The 19850-nt window shown below is 35.9% G+C and carries 16 protein-coding genes; 5 read left to right on the top strand and 11 right to left on the bottom strand.

The annotated features are described in order from the left end of the window. Nucleotides 1-15: 15 nt before the first annotated feature. From treC to treR, 3 genes are all read right to left on the bottom strand, one after another. Nucleotides 16-1677, bottom strand: a complete 1662-nt coding sequence (gene treC, locus ACU8YW_RS03300; RefSeq protein ID WP_088061845.1) for an alpha,alpha-phosphotrehalase — start codon at nucleotides 1675-1677, stop codon at nucleotides 16-18. A 13-nt stretch (nucleotides 1678-1690) separates the two neighbouring features. Beyond that, nucleotides 1691-3118: a PTS system trehalose-specific EIIBC component gene (gene treP, locus ACU8YW_RS03295; protein ID WP_088061844.1), complete on the bottom strand. Its 1428-nt coding sequence runs from the start codon at nucleotides 3116-3118 to the stop codon at nucleotides 1691-1693. A gap of 141 nt (nucleotides 3119-3259) precedes the next feature. Then, nucleotides 3260-3970: a trehalose operon repressor gene (gene treR, locus ACU8YW_RS03290; RefSeq protein ID WP_088061842.1), complete on the bottom strand. Its 711-nt coding sequence runs from the start codon at nucleotides 3968-3970 to the stop codon at nucleotides 3260-3262. A 449-nt stretch (nucleotides 3971-4419) separates the two neighbouring features. Here treR and ACU8YW_RS03285 point away from each other — a divergent pair, with 449 nt between their 5' ends. After that, a complete protein-coding gene (locus ACU8YW_RS03285) occupies nucleotides 4420-5817 on the top strand; it encodes an amino acid permease (protein ID WP_000448430.1) in 1398 nt (465 codons plus the stop codon). A 31-nt stretch (nucleotides 5818-5848) separates the two neighbouring features. On the opposite strand, the gene ACU8YW_RS03280 is transcribed toward ACU8YW_RS03285, so the two are convergent. Continuing rightward, complete coding sequence (locus ACU8YW_RS03280; RefSeq protein WP_087983374.1) at nucleotides 5849-7552, bottom strand: putative bifunctional diguanylate cyclase/phosphodiesterase; 1704 nt, start codon at nucleotides 7550-7552, stop codon at nucleotides 5849-5851. Nucleotides 7553-8038: 486 nt separating this feature from the next. Continuing rightward, a complete protein-coding gene (locus ACU8YW_RS03275) occupies nucleotides 8039-8413 on the bottom strand; it encodes a cobalt transporter (protein ID WP_141555367.1) in 375 nt (124 codons plus the stop codon). Between the two features lie 368 nt (nucleotides 8414-8781). Between ACU8YW_RS03275 and ACU8YW_RS03270 the strand changes: the two genes are divergently transcribed. From ACU8YW_RS03270 to ACU8YW_RS03260, 3 genes are all read left to right on the top strand, one after another. Next, on the top strand, nucleotides 8782-10311 hold the full coding sequence (locus ACU8YW_RS03270) for a cardiolipin synthase (RefSeq protein ID WP_060487013.1): 1530 nt from the start codon (nucleotides 8782-8784) through the stop codon (nucleotides 10309-10311). 127 nt (nucleotides 10312-10438) lie between these two features. Further along, nucleotides 10439-11332 carry an ATP-binding protein gene (locus ACU8YW_RS03265; protein WP_000892965.1) on the top strand — a complete coding sequence of 298 codons (894 nt, stop codon included), beginning with the start codon at nucleotides 10439-10441 and terminating at the stop codon, nucleotides 11330-11332. A 3-nt stretch (nucleotides 11333-11335) separates the two neighbouring features. Further along, a complete protein-coding gene (locus tag ACU8YW_RS03260; protein WP_088608964.1) occupies nucleotides 11336-13219 on the top strand; it encodes a vWA domain-containing protein in 1884 nt (627 codons plus the stop codon). Nucleotides 13220-13257: 38 nt separating this feature from the next. On the opposite strand, the gene ACU8YW_RS03255 is transcribed toward ACU8YW_RS03260, so the two are convergent. The 3 genes from ACU8YW_RS03255 to ACU8YW_RS03245 are packed head-to-tail and all read right to left on the bottom strand — an operon-like array spanning nucleotide 13258 to nucleotide 15940. After that, the gene (locus tag ACU8YW_RS03255) at nucleotides 13258-13680 is read right to left on the bottom strand and encodes an NUDIX hydrolase (RefSeq protein WP_149213927.1); all 423 of its coding nucleotides are present in this window, start codon (nucleotides 13678-13680) and stop codon (nucleotides 13258-13260) included. Between the two features lie 59 nt (nucleotides 13681-13739). Beyond that, nucleotides 13740-14705 carry an L-threonine 3-dehydrogenase gene (locus ACU8YW_RS03250; protein WP_000723138.1) on the bottom strand — a complete coding sequence of 322 codons (966 nt, stop codon included), beginning with the start codon at nucleotides 14703-14705 and terminating at the stop codon, nucleotides 13740-13742. 44 nt (nucleotides 14706-14749) lie between these two features. Further along, on the bottom strand, nucleotides 14750-15940 hold the full coding sequence (locus ACU8YW_RS03245) for a glycine C-acetyltransferase (RefSeq protein ID WP_098133111.1): 1191 nt from the start codon (nucleotides 15938-15940) through the stop codon (nucleotides 14750-14752). A gap of 213 nt (nucleotides 15941-16153) precedes the next feature. Here ACU8YW_RS03245 and ACU8YW_RS03240 point away from each other — a divergent pair, with 213 nt between their 5' ends. Further along, complete coding sequence (locus ACU8YW_RS03240; protein WP_149213928.1) at nucleotides 16154-16885, top strand: class I SAM-dependent DNA methyltransferase; 732 nt, start codon at nucleotides 16154-16156, stop codon at nucleotides 16883-16885. Between the two features lie 31 nt (nucleotides 16886-16916). Here ACU8YW_RS03240 and fpuD read toward each other — a convergent pair whose 3' ends face one another. The 3 genes from fpuD to ACU8YW_RS03225 are packed head-to-tail and all read right to left on the bottom strand — an operon-like array spanning nucleotide 16917 to nucleotide 19810. Further along, nucleotides 16917-17738: a petrobactin ABC transporter ATP-binding protein FpuD gene (gene fpuD, locus ACU8YW_RS03235; protein ID WP_149213929.1), complete on the bottom strand. Its 822-nt coding sequence runs from the start codon at nucleotides 17736-17738 to the stop codon at nucleotides 16917-16919. 12 nt (nucleotides 17739-17750) lie between these two features. After that, complete coding sequence (locus tag ACU8YW_RS03230) at nucleotides 17751-18809, bottom strand: FecCD family ABC transporter permease (RefSeq protein WP_088061829.1); 1059 nt, start codon at nucleotides 18807-18809, stop codon at nucleotides 17751-17753. Beyond that, entirely contained in the window at nucleotides 18806-19810 is a 1005-nt protein-coding gene (locus ACU8YW_RS03225; RefSeq protein WP_088061827.1) for a FecCD family ABC transporter permease, read from the bottom strand. The genes ACU8YW_RS03230 and ACU8YW_RS03225 overlap by 4 nt, the downstream gene beginning before the upstream one ends. Between the last annotated feature and the right edge of the window lie 40 nt (nucleotides 19811-19850).

Raw genomic sequence — 19850 nt, 5'->3', positions numbered from 1 at the left:
CGGGCATACAACCTTTTATTTCGTATATCGATAGACAATTGCCTCATATGGTCTTAAGTTAAGTTTTGTAATATCCTTGCTGAAATCTTTATAATTCGACAGTAGTACTTCTTGCTTCATCCCATCTAATTGAACATGAGCTGGTACAGAGTACGTTATTTCTTCTCCATAGAAGTTATTAATAACAAGTAGCACTTCACTCTCTGTAGTACGAGTATATGCCCAAATCTTAGCATGATTTTCATCTAAAATAGCATATTCTCCTTCTGTAATTACATCATACGTTTTTCTAAGTTCTATTAACTTTTTATAATGATAAAATACAGACTCTTTATCTTCTAATGCTTTTTCTACATTAATCTCTTTATAATTCTCAGCAACTGAAATCCAAGGTGTACTTGTTGTAAAACCACTGTTCACCTTTTCATTCCACTGCATCGGAGTACGAGAGTTGTCACGAGATTTTTGTTTTAAAATCCCGATAATCTCTTCTTTTGATAATCCTTCTTCTAGCTTTATATCGTGTATATTTAACGATTCCACATCGCGATATTGCTCGATGGACTCGAATTTAGGATTCGTCATACCGATTTCTTCGCCTTGATAAATGTAAGGTGTTCCTTGCAACATATGCATAGCTGTCGCTAACATTTTCGCAGATTCATTTCGGTACTTTCTATCATCACCGAAGCGTGACACAATACGAGGCTGGTCATGATTACACCAGAACAACGCATTCCATCCTCCGCCCTTTTGCATTTCAATTTGCCAATTAGACATAATCTCTTTTAATTTAATGAAATCAAAATCAGCTTGCGTCCACTTATCTCCATTCGGATAATCTACTTTTAAATGATGGAAACTAAACGTCATACTTAATTCATTACGCTCAGGGTTTGAATATTTAATACAATTATCAATTGTCGTAGATGACATTTCTCCAACTGTAATTACATCTTTCCCTTCAAAAACCTTTCGGTTCATCTCTTGTAAATATTCATGAACGCGCGGGCCATCTGTATAATATTTACGCCCATCGCTTGTCGCCGTACTTCCGTCATCATTTAAGAACTGTTGATCTTTTGAAATTAAATTAATAACATCTAATCGGAATCCAGTTACCCCTTTATCAAGCCAAAAACGCATCATATCATATACTTCTTCACGAAGTTTTTTATTTTCCCAATTTAAATCAGCTTGTGTCTCATCAAATAGATGTAAAAAATATTGCTCTGTCTTCTCATCATATTTCCAAGCAGACCCACCAAACTTAGATTGCCAATTATTTTTTTCATCACGCCAAATATAGTAATTACGATATGGACTATTTTTATCTTCCTTTGCTTCCTTAAACCACTTATGCTCCGTAGAACTATGATTTACAACAATGTCGAGCATAATTTCAATGTTACGTGCCTTTGCTTCTTCTAAAAGCTCTTCAAACTCTTCCATCGTTCCGTAAGATGGATCAATACTGTAGTAATCACTTACATCGTATCCATTATCATTTTGTGGTGATTGGTATATCGGTGTTAACCAAATATAATCTACTCCGAGTTCTTTTAAATAATCTAGTTTCTCTGTAACTCCTTTTATATCACCGGTTTCTTTATTGTAATAGCTATTAAAGCTCTTCGGATAAATTTGATAAACTACACTTTTATGCCAATCCTTCATGTTTAACTTCCTCCTACTTCTGTTTTACTCGTTTTGCAAATAACCATGTTAACGTAAATGGGATTACAATCGCGATAATCATTCCTACAATAAACATTGGAATCGATTTCGGAATGATAGAAATAAATGCTGGTAATCCGCCAATTCCAATAGCAGGTGCTAATACACCATTTAACGTAATAAATATAGCTGCAATAGCCGATCCTATAATCGCTGCATAGAACGGGAATTTATTTCGTAAGTTTACACCAAACATAGCTGGCTCTGTAATACCGAAATATGCTGAGATTGCTGATGTAGATGCCATGCTTTTATCATTTTGATTTTTAGAAATCCAGAACATCGCAAGTGCCGCACTACCTTGCGCAATGTTAGAAAGAGCAATCATTGGCCAAATGAATGTACCACCGTGCTGTGCAATTAATTGTAAGTCGATAGCAATAAACATATGATGCATACCTGTAATTACAAGCGGTGCATATAATGCTCCAAACAATATTGCTCCAACTACTGGTACTGTTTCATATACACCTACTAATCCAGCTGTTAATAAATCTCCAATATGACGTGTAACTGGACCAATAATTCCTAATGCTAACACACCTGTTACGACAATCGTTGTAATTGGTACAACTAATAATTGAATTGCATTTGGTACATGTTTCTTTAAGAAGATTTCCACTTTACTTAATACAAATGCTGCTACTAAAACCGGTAGAATTTGACCTTGATACCCTACCTTTTCAATTTGAAATAATCCTAAAATATCGAAGTACTCAATCTTTTGTCCATCTAAACCAGTCGCTGCTTTTCCATAATCCCACGCGTTTAATAAGGCTGGATGCACAAGCATTAATCCCATAACAATCCCTAATATCGGGCTACCACCAAAACGCTTCGTTGCTGACCAACCGACAAGTGCTGGTAAGAATACGAATGCTGTATTCGCCATCATATTAATTAAATCCCAAAGCCCACTTAAGTTTGGATACACATCTAATAAATTTTTACCTTCAAAAAATAAGTCCTTTGCCCCTAATAGATTGTTAATTCCCATTAGTAAACCAGCTGTTACGATGGCTGGTAATATCGGCATAAATACATCTGAAAATACCTTTACAAACTTTTGAGCTGGATTTAACTTTTGGTTTCCAGAATCTTTTACATCAGCTACTGTCGCTTCCTTCATACCTGCAAGCGTTATCAATTCGGCATAAACTCGATCAACATCTCCTGGACCGATTACAATTTGAAATACTCCAGCGTTATGAAACGCTCCCTTCACTAATGAAACAGACTGTAATTTATCGTTATCTATTTTACTTTCATCTTTTAAAGCGATACGGAGCCTCGTTACACAATGTGCAGCTTGTTCAATATTGTCTTTTCCACCAATATACTGCAACACTTCCTCTGCTGTTTGACGATAGTCTTTCCCCATATTCCCGTCCCTCTTTTCTTTTTTTGATACCGTTTACAATTACATATTAACTCGTATATATAAGTTAGTCAACACTCGTATATACGAGTTTGTGATTTTTTTATAAAAAAAAGAGATGAAACGTTATTTCGTTCCATCTCCTTATTTTCTCCGCGCCACATCCGAAAAATGAAAAATATCTAAACGATGGCGTGATTCTGTATATTCGAACTGACTTCCATCATAAAAATGCGTAAAGTTTTTCACAACGACAACATAGTCTGTTCCATTTAAATCTAAATACTCTCTATCGTCCTCTGTACATGGCTGCACTTCAATTACCCTCTGTGAGTAACTAATATGAAGACCTAATTCTTTCTCAATGTATTTATAAATGGATTCCGCTGCAATTTCACTCGTTAATCCAGGAATATATTCCGATACAAAATGATTAATATCCAAAATTACTTTTTCTCCATCAATATTTCGTACTCGTTTAATATGATCTATTTCTGTTTTCTCTTTCACATTTAATAGCTTTGCAACTTCTTTTGTCGCTTTTACTTTCTCCATTTCCACGACTTCTGTAATACAATGGCGTCCTAAACGTTCATTTTCTTCTTGGAAACTTACAATACCACCAAAGTTGAATTCAATGTTTTTTCGCTTTAAAACAAAAACACCTTTTCCATGTATTTTTTGAACATATCCACGCTCTTGTAATAAATCTACAGCTTTTCTTACCGTACCGCGGCTTGCTTCATACTGCTTCATTAATTCAGTTTCGGATGGGATTTTGCATCCCTCTTTTAATCGCTTATTATCAATAGACTTACTGATTTCTGTATAAATTTGTTCATACTTACTCATCATCTACAATAGCCCCTTGTCACCTTCTAATTCTATATGTATTATACCATGCTACACTCTTCTGCCAATCTCTCACTTATTTTCCAGTATAGGAAAAATACAGGTAAATATTTAATCTCTAAAACGTATTTTTATAAAAATTTTTATATTTTTCTTTTCATTCAAAAAAACATGTAGTATACTAACTTCAAAATCAGAGGAGAAAGGGAGCAAAGAACTATGCTTACTTATACAACAATTGTAGTTACATTTGCACAAAAACATCATCATCATACGTAACCCTTGAAACCTAGCGGAAAAATTACGCGTAGGTACAAGGGTTATTCCCGTTGTACCTACGTTAGGCGAAGAGCCATGTAGGTATTTTTTATCTACATGGCTCTTTTTTTATTGCCAAAAAGCTAGTAAAAAATGATGTTTAAGCAAAACTTACTACAAAGGAGTTAACAAAAATGGAAACGAAAAAATGGGGATTATGGATTTTAACAGCTTTTGTAATCGGAAATATGGTTGGCGGTGGCGTATTTATGCTCCCAGCAAATTTAGCACACGTATCAGGTCCAATGGGTTCTACACTTGCATGGAGTATTACAGGTCTTGGCGTATTTATGATTGCACTCGTATTTGGAAATTTAGCAATCCGAAAACCAGAATTAAAAGCTGGACCACAAAGTTATGCTCAAGCGATGTTCCCTTCAAAAAAAGCGGGTAAAGTTGCAGGATATAGTATGGCATGGGGGTATTGGGCTGCGAACTGGGCTGCAACAGCATCTGTTATTATTTCCTTTGCTGGATATTTATCAACATTCTTTCCAGTTTTACAAAGTAAGCAAATTCTCTTTTCTACGAACGGATTTTCACTAGAACTCGGAAAAGGACTAACTTTCCTCGTATGTAGCCTTATGCTATGGGGAATTCAATATATTCTTTCTCAAAATATTGACCGAGCTGGAAATATGAATCTTCTTGCTACCATTGCAAAAATTATTGGATTTACAATGTTTATTGTAATCACATTATTCATTTTCAATGCCTCTAATTTCGGAGACGGTCAAACATTTATGAATGAAGCAGGACAATCAATTTCGTTAGGTGGACAAATCAATTCAGCTGCTATCGCAACACTTTGGGCATTTATCGGTATTGAATCTGCTGTAATGCTTTCTAACCGTGCAAAATCTCAGCGCGATGTAAAAAAAGCTACCATTTTCGGGTTGATTATCGCTCTTCTTATTTACATGTCAATTACTTTACTTACAATGGGAGCTCTCTCGCAAGATGCTTTAAAAGAATCTCAAAAACCATTAGTAGACGCATTAAATTTAGCAATTGGCAATAAAGGTGCCTATATCATGGCTTTACTTGCACTTGTATCTTTATTTGGATCTACAGTTGGCTGGATCGTTGTTAGTTCAGAAGTACCTTACCAGGCAGCCAAGAATGGACTTTTCCCTAAGTTTTTCGCGAAAACAAATAAAAAAGGTAGTCCTTCAAAATCATTATTTATTACAAATGTGATGACGCAAATTTTCTTATTCTCAACGATTTCTGGTACCGTATCAGAAGCTTATAATTTCGCTATCGTTGTAGCAACATTAGCTTATTTAATTCCATACCTTGTTTCTACGCTGTACCAATTCAAATTGGTTATTACAGGAGAAACGTATGATATAATGCCTGGCTCTCGAATAAAGGATGGGATCATTACCACATTAGCATTTGTATACTCTATTTGGGTTATCAAAACCGGAACTGCTGATTTAAAAACGTTCTTCTTAGGAATTGGATTGTTCGTATTAGGTCTTATTCTTTATCCAGTACTAATGAAAAACTCACAAAAAACGAATTAAAAAAAGAGAAGCTACCAGCTTCTCTTTTTTATTAAAAATCTGTAATTAACTTTTCTTTTAACTCTCCTACAGATAAAGGTTTCGCATAATAAAATCCTTGGACGTAATCACAGCCCATAGATTGTAATAAACTTTCTTGCTCTACTGTTTCTACTCCTTCAGCAACTACTGCTAAATTTAAGCTATGGGCAATTTCAATAACAGATTTTACAATCGTTCGCTCTGGCTGCGCGTGATCATAATGAAATTCACGAATAAAGTTACGATCAATTTTCACTATATCCAGTGGCAGTTGCTTTAAATAATATAAGGAAGAATAACCTGTTCCAAAGTCATCTAAAGCAATTAAAATACCCATATTTCTTAATTCTTGTAATGTAGCAATAATATAATCAAAATGGCGAACAGCGATACTTTCCGTTACTTCCAAAATTAAACGATTCGGTGGAAAGCCAGTTCTCCTTAAAATGCTACGTACAGATATAATAAAACGCTTTTGCATTAATTGTTGTATGGATAAATTAACAGATAACTTTAGTCCTTCTTCGTAATCTGGCAATGTTTTAAACAAGCGACATGACTTTTCTAATACCCAGTCTCCTAATTTTATAATAAGTCCAGATTCTTCAGCTACTGGAATAAATTCGCCTGGCGAAATAGGCCCTTCTTCTGTCGAACAACGTGCTAAAGCCTCAATACCGGTATATTTCTTCGTTTTCAAATCAATAATAGGCTGCAGTACCACATCTAATTCTTCATCACGGATTGCCTTTTGCAAAGCGAATTCAATTTTCATTCTACGATTTATTTTCGCACGTAACTCATCTGTAAAGAAACACGCGGCATTTCTGCCTTGTTCTTTCGCACTGTACATGGCTAAATCCGAATTTTTCAATAGAGTTTCTACATCTTGTCCGTCTTGCGGATATGCGCACAGTCCTAGACTAGCTGAAATGTATACTTCATGACCTTCAAGCATAAATGGGGCCTGAAAACATGACAACACAGATGTTGCTAACTGCCTCATTTCATCTTGTTTATGATTTTTTGTTAACAGCACAAATTCGTCGCCACCCAGCCTAGCCAGAACGTCTTTCTCTCCTAGCACATAATGCAACCGTGAAGCAACTTCGCTTAAAAGTAAATCCCCTATCATATGACCTAGCGTATCGTTTACTAATTTAAAACGATCCAAATCAAAATAAATCATACCAAATTCTTTTTTTCCTGCAATCATCTCGTTTACAGTCGTTATTAGCTGCAATCGGTTCGGTAAACTCGTTAAAGCATCATGATACGCAAGCTCCCTATAACGACTTTCACTTAACCGCAACCTCTGTTCTGCTTCTTTCCTACTACTAATATCATTTCGGATCGCGATAAATTGATACGGCTCTCCTTTTTCATTTAAAAACGGAACAATTGTTGTTTTAACCCAATAATACGTCCCATCTTTTGCTTGATTTCGAATCTCACCTCTCCATACTTTTCCGTTCAAAATGCGCTTCCATAGAATTTGAAAAAATGTTTTCGGGTGATACCCTGAATTTAAAATACGATGATCTTTCCCTATTAACTCTTCTCGTGTATATTTGGAGATTTCACAAAACTTATCATTTACATATGTAATAAGACCATTTCGGTCTGTAATCGCAACAATTGAAGACTCATCTAATGCTAACTTTAAATCTCGCAATGAAGAGTCATATAATGCATGACCTCTTTGTTCTAGCATGCGCATCTCTCCTTGCTTCCTATCTGACTAAAACACAACTTGTTTCTCTTCATAGAAATAGAGATATTTCATTTCTTAATAATAGCTATTTGCATTCATCACATTTTGAAATATGCCGATTAAAATAACATAATATTATTTGTAATAAAAAGCAATATAATACCGTTTCAATTATAAATAGTAGTTTCTTATCGCTATAATTAGCTTACTTTATTATAATTCATTCTCTTACATTCCTTTATAGCTAGCTCTATACAATGCCTATTCCCTATTAATCCCGCTCATATCTAACCTCTTTACTTTACTAGCGAAATAGAATTTCGAGCACACTATACAACTATTCACGGATAATAATATAAAAGTTAAAATTAGTATATATGTTTTTGAATTACAATAACAAAATATTAACATATTTTCACCTTTATTTTGGAAATATTTTATAAATACTTTATTAAACTAAAAAAAGAGGAAAGCCTCTTTTTTAGTTTAATACGGATATGGTATTTGCTGATACCCCGGATATGGAGTTGGATATGGTGCTGGGTATGGTGCTGGGTATGGCGCTGGATAAGTTACTGGGTACGGTGCCGGATAGTATCCTCCACTTGCTGCACCCGTTAATGCACCAGCTGTAAGTCCACCTAACACGCCTCCAGCAAAACTTCCTGGGAAAAATCCACCGCCCCATGAGCCGCCACCCCAGCCCCATCCACCTCCGTGATGGTGGTGATGATCATAGTGATTGTGCCCTCCATGATGGTGATGTCCGCCGTTATGGTTGTGCCCTCCATGAGGATGATGATTACGATAATACAATCCGTTATTTTCTATATAATTCATGTTTCCCCTCTCCTTTTCCATTTTCTCATCTTAATAGGTATTGTATGGATAGTACGGACCTTGTTAGTAACCTATATAATTAAGAAGAATCCGCGTAATAAAGATAACTATATCCTGGTCTTCATCATGCACCTGCTACAAATCCATGATATGGTTATCCCCTTTCCTATATAAAGGGCAAGGGTTTTGTCCCTCCTACACTGTTTATTAACCAGCAAATAGCTGGATAATAACGTCACAATATAATGTATGTAGGACAAATGCGGAAAGCATGGGGAAAATGTCTATATTTTGTAAAAAAAACAAAACACTTTATAATAAGAATGTCGGATTATACCTTTTTATATAAGAAGTCTATACTTAAGAAAGATTAGAGGAATTTTATAGAAATGAAGAAGCCTATCGTTCAATTACTATCAATATTTGTAATTATATCTATCGTTCTTTTCCTATTAAATACATCATTTATTTCGTTATATACATTTGTCGGCGCTCTCTGGTCCATCACAATCATAGGAATTTCATTCGTTATTTTCATCGAAAATAGGTCTCCTCAAAGCACCTTAGCGTGGTTTTTAGTATTAGCACTTCTTCCCGTTATAGGGGTGCTTTTATACTCTATTTTCGGTCGTAGCCGTTGGAGAAGAAAAAAACATCTCCATCGTTCAGAAGAACAAAGAAAATTATTCCGTGAAATATTAGAAGGAAGACGACTAGAATTAGCACTCACAGTCCCCTTACATGAACGTTCTGTACATTTAACAGAAGTCGTACAAAAATTTGGAGGCGGGCCTGCCGCAGATAGAACGACGACAAAACTTTTAACAAATGGAGATCAAACATTCTCAGAAATTTTGCAAGCTATCGAGCAAGCAAAACATCACATACATATTCAATACTATATTTATAAATCTGATGAGATTGGTACGAAAGTTCGAGATGCTTTAATAAAAAAAGCAAAATCTGGTGTTATTGTACGCTTTCTTTATGATGGACTCGGAAGTAACACTTTAAGAAGACGCTTTTTAAAACCTATGAAAGAAGCTGGGATCGAAATTGTAGAATTTGACCCTATTTTTTCAGCTTGGTTACTTGAAACAGTCAATTATCGTAACCACCGTAAAATCGTTATTGTAGATGGAGAAATCGGTTTTACTGGTGGACTCAACGTCGGTGATGAATACCTTGGTCGTTCAAAAAAATTCCCCATTTGGCGTGATAGCCATTTAAAAATAGAAGGGAAAGCGTTATATAAATTACAAGCAATCTTTCTAGAGGATTGGCTCTATGCATCTAGTGGGTTGAATACTTATTCTTGGGATCAATTTATGAATAGACAATACTTCCCAGGTAAAGAAATTTCAAATGCAGAAGGTGCTGTGCAAATTGTAGCGAGCGGACCAAGCTCAGATGATAAAAGCATTCGCAATACATTATTAGCTGTTATGGGATCTGCAAAAAAATCGATTTGGATCGCTACACCTTACTTTATTCCAGATCAAGAAACTTTAACATTATTACGTTTAAGTGCAATATCTGGCATAGATGTACGCATTTTATATCCTGGTAAAAGTGATAGTATTATTAGTGATCAAGCATCTCAGTCCTACTTCACTCCGCTTTTAAAAGCTGGTGCTTCCATTTATAGTTATAAAGATGGTTTTATGCATGCAAAAATTGTACTCGTTGATGATAAGATCGCGACAATTGGAACGGCAAATATGGACGTACGCAGCTTTGAATTAAATTATGAACTTATTAGCGTACTATATGAATCAGAAACCGTTCATGATATTAAACATGATTTTGAAGACGACTTTAAGCATTCCACTGAAATTAAATGGAACGCATTCCAAAAAAGAAGTATCAAAAAACGAATATTAGAGTCTTTCATGCGACTCATTTCTCCTTTACTGTAAGCAATCAATGTAACATTGATTGCTTTTTCTTTTCCATTTCCCCTCTCTCCTTTTCTTTGCATACCATATTAAAACAAGTTATCATAAGATGTATTACTTTATGAAAATAATGTTAGGTGGGAAATACATGTTAGAACAATTTCATATACATGCTGATTTAAAACAACAGCTCTCAACCATTCACGAAAAAAATAAACAAGAAGCTGGTGAAAATGCACATTTAATTGGAAAGAAAATATATAAAGCATCTGATAACAGCATTATTGAAGATGCTATTACAGCACTTCTTCTTGGCAAAAACATTCTATTAAAAGGGCCGACTGGTAGTGGTAAAACAGTACTAGCTGAAACTCTTTCTTCTTTATTCCAAAAACCAATGCATAGCATTAACTGTTCTGTTGACCTAGATGTAGAAGGTATTTTAGGATACAACACACTACAAACGAAAGATGGCGCATCTGAAGTTACATTCGTTAACGGCCCTCTTATGAAAGCAATGAAGAACGGTCATTTCCTATATATTGATGAAATCAATATGGCAAAACCTGAAACGTTACCACTTCTTCACGGTGCATTAGATTACCGTAAAATGATTACAAATCCATTTACACAAGAGGTTGTATATGGCGATGACGAGTATCGTGTAATTGCAGCAATTAATGAAGGTTACGTTGGAACAAGTGAACTAAACGAAGCATTAAAAAACCGTTTCGTTATTATTGAAGTTCCATACATTCAAGGTGACACATTAAAAGAACTATTACTATCTGAATCAAAATTAAATGATGTTGCAACAATTGAAAAGTTCGTTGCATTTGCAAGCGACCTTATGCCTTTAGCTCGTGACGGACGTGTAAGTGAAGAAGCAGCAAGTATTCGTGGCATTATCGACGCATGTGATTTAGGTGTATATATTCCTGTTATGCGTGCAATTGAACGTAGTATTATCGCAAAATTAAACGATGAAACAGAACAAATGACTGTCCGTGAATTAGCAGAAAGTTATTTCTTTGAGGGATAATTCATGAGACAAATTTTTAGTGACAAAAAAATTGATGCGTCGCTTTTTCTACAAATGGAAAACTTAATGTATGCTCTTCTAAAAGAAGACGATGCCTACCTTGAGTATGGCTATAAAGCATACTACGACGAAATTGAAAAAAAGGTTGTCATTAGTCACTTTTGGGATGATCGAAAAGAAGAGGATACAGTAATCGGATTAAAAAGCGAAGTGTTTTTAAAAGCACTTGGTAATAAACATTACTCGGACATGACTTTAATTCGTTCTTATGCGATTGAATTACAAGAATCACCCTTAAAAAAGTTTTTAACACAATTATTTGTTCTATTAGAAGATTTACGTGTTGAGGAAATCGTAAAAAACTTACGCCCTGGCACAAAGCATGTTTTTAAAAGAAGAAAAGAAATGTATCGCAATTACTTTGGTTCACAAAATGAAATCAATCGTGTTCGTAACTATCACGGTGATCGTCTATTTTGTCTCTGCTATCTTTCATTAACGAGCGATAAATATGAAATGTTTAATAATGAATATTTCGAGCAAATTGAAGCAATTTTGCATGAAACATTCCAAGCTCGTAATACAGAAGACATTATGTATATCGTTGAAAAAATTCGCTATCGTTTAGAAGGACTTCTTGAAAGTGATATGCTTAATAATTATTTCGGACATGCTCCGCTTTATTTATCTGTCATTGCAGACGAAAAGAACTGTCGCGTCGAAGATTTAGCAAATGATGATACGCAGCTCATAGATGACGATGAAAATAAAAACAAAATGGATGAAAGTTTCTCCACATGGCATCGTGAAAATAAAAATAACGAAAACGAGAATTTTTTACGCTTTGAATTAGAAAGCGGAACAAAAACAAACATGATGGGCGATACTGCTCGTGAATCAGAAGATGGCGACCAAGCACTTGGTTCTGTACAAGGTACTTCTCAAAAGAGTACACAATCCAACTTTGATGGCGCTGATACAGAAGAAGCAAGAGCTTCACACGCTTCTAGCCAAAACGAGGGTGCATACGGTAAGTATAACGTTGGTGCTTCTCATATATTTAAAGAAGCTCGCAAATCAAATCCTGATGAAAAAAAGGATTACCAAGCTATCAAATCAGTCGTTAATAAAGATGTAAAAGAATTAAAGAAAATTATCGAAAAAACGATTGAAAATAAAACGAATGCAAATAGTGATAAATATTACGGAAGACTTCGTAAGAAATTCCTTCGTATTTATACTGAAAAGCAGCCGCGCATGTTTTATAAAAAAGGACAAGAATCACAAGAACTTGACGTTGCATTCCAACTACTAGTGGACTGCTCTGGTTCTATGTATAACAAAATGGAAGAAACGAAAAAGAGTGTGGTCCTATTCCATGAAGCATTGAAATCTTTAAAAATCCCGCACGCCATTAGTGGATTTTGGGAAGATGCTTCTAGTGCTAAGCCTGAGGATAAGCCAAACGTTATCCATGAAGTTGTAACGTATAAAAACTCAACGTTACCAAACGTCGGTCCAGAAATTATGCAGCTTCGCGAAGAAGAAGATAACCGCGACGGATATATTATTCGTATCGTTTCTGAAAAGCTTGCAAAAAGACCAGAAAAACATAAATTCTTACTTGTCTTTACAGACGGTGAGCCTTCTGCGCTAGACTATCAACAAGACGGTATTTTAGATACGCATGAAGCTGTCAAACTTGCTCGTAAAAGTGGTATGGAAGTAATCGGAATCTTCATCGAAGAAGGCGAAGCGAAAGAAGCCACTTATCAATTAATGAAGAACATTTATAACCATCACTTCTTAGTTGCAAATCATGCTGAAGATTTACGTCTGAAGATTAAACCACTATTGAAAAAGTTACTACTGAAGACGATTGAATAGAAAAACAGGAGCGTTGTCGCTCCTGTTTTTTCTTTCAATCACTTTGTTTCTGATTGAAACTTATATGGAATGGCTACTTCTAATAATGCCTCGAATCCGCCATCGTAGAATGGGAATCGTTCATTTGCGATCGTTCGATTCACCCACTCTATTGCAGAAATTTCTTCTTCATCTCCCGCAATCAGTTCACCTTTTACTACATTTGCTCGGAATGTAAAAAGTATCGCATGATTCCCTGATTCTTCAAAGAATTTTTCATTGATCGCAACAAGTCCACCTGTCACGGCAGTTAAACCTGTCTCTTCTTTCACTTCTCTTATTAGTGCTTCCTCTAATATTTCACCTTTTTCAACAGCCCCACCCGGCAGTGACCAAACGTTTTGTTCTATATTATGTACCATTAATATTTTATCTGTTTCTTCATCATGTATTAGTGCATATACGACGTCAACTCTTTGCATAAGACTTCTCTCCCTCAAAAAATAAAGAAGAGCCAATTCCTAAGAATCGACCCTTCCTATTAATTTATCACTAACTCAGCTGTGAGCTTTTTTTTTAACTTAGCCAACATGTCAGTTGTCATTTTGTCTAAATCGTATTCTGCTTTAAAGCCCCACTCTTTCATTGCTGCTGTTGCATCAATAGAGTTTGGCCAGCTATCAGCGATTGTTTGACGAGCAGGATCTACAGCGTAATCCATTGTAAACGTCGGGATGTGTTTACGAATTGATGCTGCGATTTGCTCTGGCTCAAAGCTCATTGCTGTAATATTGAACGCATTTCTATGCACAAGCTTACTTGGATCAGCTTCCATTAATGAAATGATCGCTTGTAAAGCATCTGGCATGTACATCATATCCATGTATGTTCCTTCTGCAATGTATGAGGTGTATGTGCCTTTTTTAATCGCCTCATAATAAATTTCAACCGCATAATCAGTTGTTCCGCCTCCTGGAGGAGCTACGTAAGAAATTAAACCAGGGAAACGTACACCGCGCGTATCAACGCCAAACTTTTGATGATAATAATCACATAGTAATTCTCCTGCTACTTTGTTTACCCCATACATCGTAGTAGGACGCTGAATTGTATCTTGTGGCGTATTATCTTTCGGCGTTGATGGACCGAATGCACCGATAGAACTTGGCGTGAAAAACTTACAGTTTAATTCACGAGCTGCTTCTAATGCATTTACAAGTCCACCCATATTTAAATTCCAAGCAAATAACGGATTTTTTTCTGCTGTTGCTGAAAGTAAAGCTGCTAAATGAATAATTGTATCTACTTCATTACGCTTTGCGATATCATGTAGTTTTTGTCCATCTGTTACATCTAACGTTTCAAATGGACCAGACGTTACTACTTCACTATCTGTTTCACGAATATCTGTTGCAATAACATTTGATGCACCGTATACATCACGAAGTTTCATTACTAATTCAGAACCAATTTGCCCTAAAGAACCGGTTACTAGAATTTTTTTCATTTTCCCCACTCCTCATTTGCAAGCTATTCAAAAGATGTCTTTACTTAAATGATGCCCATTTCTTTCCCTACTTTTTCATACTTACGAATTGCTTCATCTAACATTTCTTTCGTATGAGCTGCTGTAGGCATATTACGAACGCGTCCTGTTCCTTTAGCTACAGTTGGGAACACGATAGATTTTGCATATACGCCTTCTTCATTTAGACGTTTACTAAATTCTTGTGTTAATACTTCGTCACCAATAATACAAGGTGTAATTGGCGTTTCACTTTCTCCAATGTTAAAGCCAAGTTCTTTTAACCCTTGTTTTAAATAGCGGCCATTTTCCCAGAGACAATCATGTAACTCTGTGCTTTCCATTAAAATTTCAATTGATCGCATACATGCAGCTGCATCAGCTGGTGTTAATGCTGTGGAGAATAAGAATGGACGTGAACGAACTTTTAACCAGTCAATTAAGTTTTGTTTCCCTGCTACATATCCACCAATTACCCCAATTGCTTTTGATAATGTACCAATTTGGAAATCAACTTTATCAGATAGACCGAAATGCTTTACAGTTCCTGCACCTTTTCCAAGTACCCCTGAACCGTGTGCATCGTCTACATATGTCATTAAATCTAATTCTTCTGCAATCTCAACAATCTCTGGTAATTTTGCAACATCTCCATCCATTGAGAAGACACCGTCTGTAATTACCATTAATTTATTGTAAAGACCTGATTCTTTCGCTGCGATTGCTTTTTGGCGTAAATCTTCCATATCAGAATGTTTATAAACGATGATTTTCGCTCTTGATAAACGACTACCATCAATAATAGAAGCATGGTTTAATTCGTCTGAAAGAATCGCATCATTTTTATCCATAACGGCTGAAATCGCTGCCATATTACAGTTAAATCCTGATTGGTAAGCAATTGCTGCTTCTGTATGTTTAAACTTTGCAATTGTCTCTTCTAATTTAATATGCAAATCTAAAGTACCGTTAATTGTACGAACAGCTCCTGCTCCAACGCCGTACTTATGAATTGCACCAATTGCTGCTTCTTGCAAACGGCTATCTGTTGCTAATCCAAGATAGTTGTTTGAAGATAAGTTAATATATTCTTTTCCGCCAATTGTAATGATCGGTCCATTTGAACTCTCAAGCGGATCAATTACGTTATAAAGCCCCTTTGATTTTAAATCCTCTAAATTTTCTTCTAAAAATTTTGCAAGTGTTTTACTAGACATTGTGAAGCCTCCCATCGTTCATGTAAGCGGATTATTGTCTTAATAGTTCTAATAATCCCTCTACTAGCTTAACACGTTTTTAGAATTTATTATAGAAAAATAGTTTAAAGTAACCGCTTACAATTCTAGATTATATATGATTCATTACAAGAAATCTATCATTTACTTTTCATATTTGGTAGAATAAAAAAAATATTTAAGGGGGCTTCAATCATGGCATTTACTGAATCTGATGTATATAATAACGAAGCATTTTTTGAACAATATATGAAACGAAGATACCGAGAAAATAGCCCAAATGAATCACTTGAAAAACCAGCCTTCTTTCAACTCATTGGTGATGTGAAAGGAAAGAAAATCCTCGATTTAGGCTGCGGTGACGCCAAGTTTGGCGAGGAATTATTAGAGAATGGCTGCCACTCTTACACTGGTATTGAAGGCTCCGAACTTATGTATGAAAAAGCTAAAAAACAACTAGAAAATAAAAATGGAACCGTCCATTGTTTAAACCTCAAAGACTACACATACCCTCCTTCTACTTTTGATTTAGTAACGTCTAGACTCGCCTTACATTATATTGAACATCTTCCTATCATTTTTCAAAATGTGTACGAAGCTTTAAAAACAAATGGACTCTTTACTTTTAGTGTTCAACACCCTGTTATTACTTCTTCATTTGAAAGCTTGCAAACGAGCGGAAAAAGAACAAGCTGGCTCGTCGATGATTATTTTAAAATGGGAAAACGCGTTGAACCTTGGATTGATCAAGAAGTTATTAAATATCATCGTACAACGGAAGAATATTTTACATTATTACAACAAGCTAGATTTACGATTACAAATATAAAAGAAGCTACACCAAATCAAACTTATTTTCAGAGCGAAGAAGAATATGAACGACGTTTACGAATTCCCCTCTTCCTACTATTCTCTTGCGAAAAATAAAAAAGACGATGAATCATCATCGACTTTTTTATTATCTCATTGCCTGAGCAACCTCTTTACGTACACGTCTTCCTTTTCCATGTGGAATACAAAGTGGCGTCCCAAATAACGGATCCGTACTAATTTGACATTCCATTCGGAACACATCACGTACTAGCTTCTCATCTACTACTTCTTCTGGCTTACCTTGTGCATATATTTGTTTATCTTGAATGGCTACAATATTGTCTGCATAACGGCATGCTAAATTTAAATCGTGTAATACCATAACAATTGTTCTTTGTTCTGTTTCATTTAATTCAAATAATAAATCTAGCACTTCAATTTGGTGAGTCATATCTAAATATGTAGTAGGCTCATCCAGTAAAATGATATCTGTATCTTGTGCAAGCGTCATTGCAATCCAAGCACGTTGACGTTGTCCACCTGAAAGAGCATGCACATCACGCTCAGCAAATTCTGTCATACCTGTTGCTGCAAGTGCTTTTTGTACCATTTCTTCATCTTTTTCTGACCATTGCTTCAGCCATGTTTGATATGGATAACGCCCTTGCTTTACAAGCTGCAATACTGTAAGTCCTTCTGGCGCTTGCGGTCCTTGCGGTAAAATTGCCATTTGACGAGCAATTTGCTTCGTTTGCATACTTTGAATGGCTTGATTATCTAACAAAATGTCACCAGTTGTTGGCTTTAATAATCTAGCTAGTGAACGTAATAAAGTTGATTTCCCGCAACCGTTAGAACCGATAAAGATTGTAATTTCGCCTTTTGGAATTTCTAAATTCAACTCATCAATAATAATTGTTTCACCATAAGACAACGTCAAACGTTTCGTCTCCAATGCTCTTTGCATATTCATCTCCCTTTATGAATTCCGACTTTTATAAAGTAAATAAATAAAATAAGGTGCACCAATTGCTGATGTAAATACCCCTGCTGGAATTTCAAGTGGTGTGAAAACTGTACGCCCAATTAAATCTGCAGCAAGTACTAAAATTGCACCAACAATAGCCGCAACTGGGAGTAATGCACCGTATAAAGAACCAACTAGTCTTCGTGAAATATGAGGTGCCATTAAACCGACAAACCCAATTCCTCCGGCAAAGGCAACTGCGCCACCAATTAAAGCTGTACTCAGTAATAACATGAATACGCGTGACTTCGTTAAAGGAACACCAAGTCCTACCGCAATATCATCCCCTAGCTCTTGTGCATTTAAATGTCTAGCAGCTATAAATGATATTACCGTTAAAATGAGAACCCACGGCGCAAGCACCATAACGTTTTGCCATGAAGAGCCGTAAACAGTACCTGTAATCCATACATTCGCTTGACTCGCTTGATAAATTGGCGCTAACAACATAAACAAAGTCGTTGCCGCTTTCGTTAATGCCCAAAAACCAACACCAATTAAAACAAGACTAATCGGTGATAATCCGTCATTTCTCCATGCAAATAAATATACAAAAAGTGCTACAATCGTTGCCCCAGCGAAGGCTGCTAACGGCATATAATGAATGCTTACGGTTAGCGCATTATTTTTATCACTGAATATAGCTAAAAATAATACAACTGCAACACTTGCACCACCTGTAATCCCGATGATATCAGGAGAAGCCAGTGGATTTCGAACGAGACCCTGTAAAATACATCCTGCTACAGCAAGTGCGATTCCTACAAGGATGGCAATCAAAATACGCGGCATACGAAACTTGTTTACAACCATATTTGACATTGCATCGCCATTTCCAGTAATCGCTTGCCATACATCATACGGAGGAATTTTCATGTCTCCCATACCTGCACTCGCAAAAAATACTCCTATTAAAACAACTAGTAAACTGAATAAGACGAGACAAGCTCGTTTATACATTAAAAACGAGAGCCCACCTTTTCCTATACGAAACGGAATATACTTCTTCATTTGCTAAGCCCTCTCTTACGTGCAATATAAATAAAGAATGGTGCCCCGATAAACGCTGTCATAACCCCTACTGGTACTTCTTGTGGCATAATGACATATCTTGCTGCTATATCAGCTAAGATTAATAGTATTGCACCTAACAATCCGCTATACGGTACTCTCCACCTGTGATCTACTCCAACAAGAAATCTGGCAAAATGCGGAGTAACAATACCAATAAATCCAATCGGACCAGCGACTGCAACTGAACCACCAGACAACAGGACAATAATAAATAGTACGAATGATTTCATTAAAATCGTTCTTTGTCCAAGTCCTTTTGCAACGTCTTCCCCCATCATTATTGTATTTACTTTCCCTGCCATCATAAGAGATGCGATCCAGCCTACTAATAAATATGGGAATACAGATTGTAAAATTTCTAACTTTCTTCCTTGCACAGATCCGGCAAGCCAAAACAGTACTTCTTCAAGCGCTTTTTCATTTAACACAAGTAATCCTTGCGTTAATGATGAAAATAACGCACTAATTGCGACCCCTGCTAACGTTAACTTAAGAGGCGTCGTCCCTTCTTTTCCTAAAGAACTAGAAGCAAATACGAGCACAGCTGCAATTGCTGCCCCTAAAAAGGCAATCCACGTGAAAGCTGATAATGATGTCACGGAAAAAATAACAATTGCTACAACTATGAAGAAAGCAGCACCTGAATTTAATCCAATAAAATCTGGAGAAGCAAGTGGATTCTTCGTTAAAGTTTGCATAAGACAACCGGCAATGGCTAAACTAGCACCAACACTAGCTGCAATTAATGCCCTTGGTAAACGCACATTTTGAATAATAATATGTTCATTGGAACCATTAAAATGAAAAAAAGCATCTAACGCTAATTTCCAGCTCGTATTTGTATATCCGAAAATAATACTTCCCCAAATACAAATAATGACTGCAATGATTCCAACAAATAATCCAATCCATTTTGCTTGATTTGTTTTTAATAACATGCAGCGTTTCCCCTTCAATGTATAATGATACGTTGTAAGT

Source organism: Bacillus pretiosus (assembly GCF_052947655.1).
This window is presented reverse-complemented; position numbering and strand designations above follow the sequence as displayed.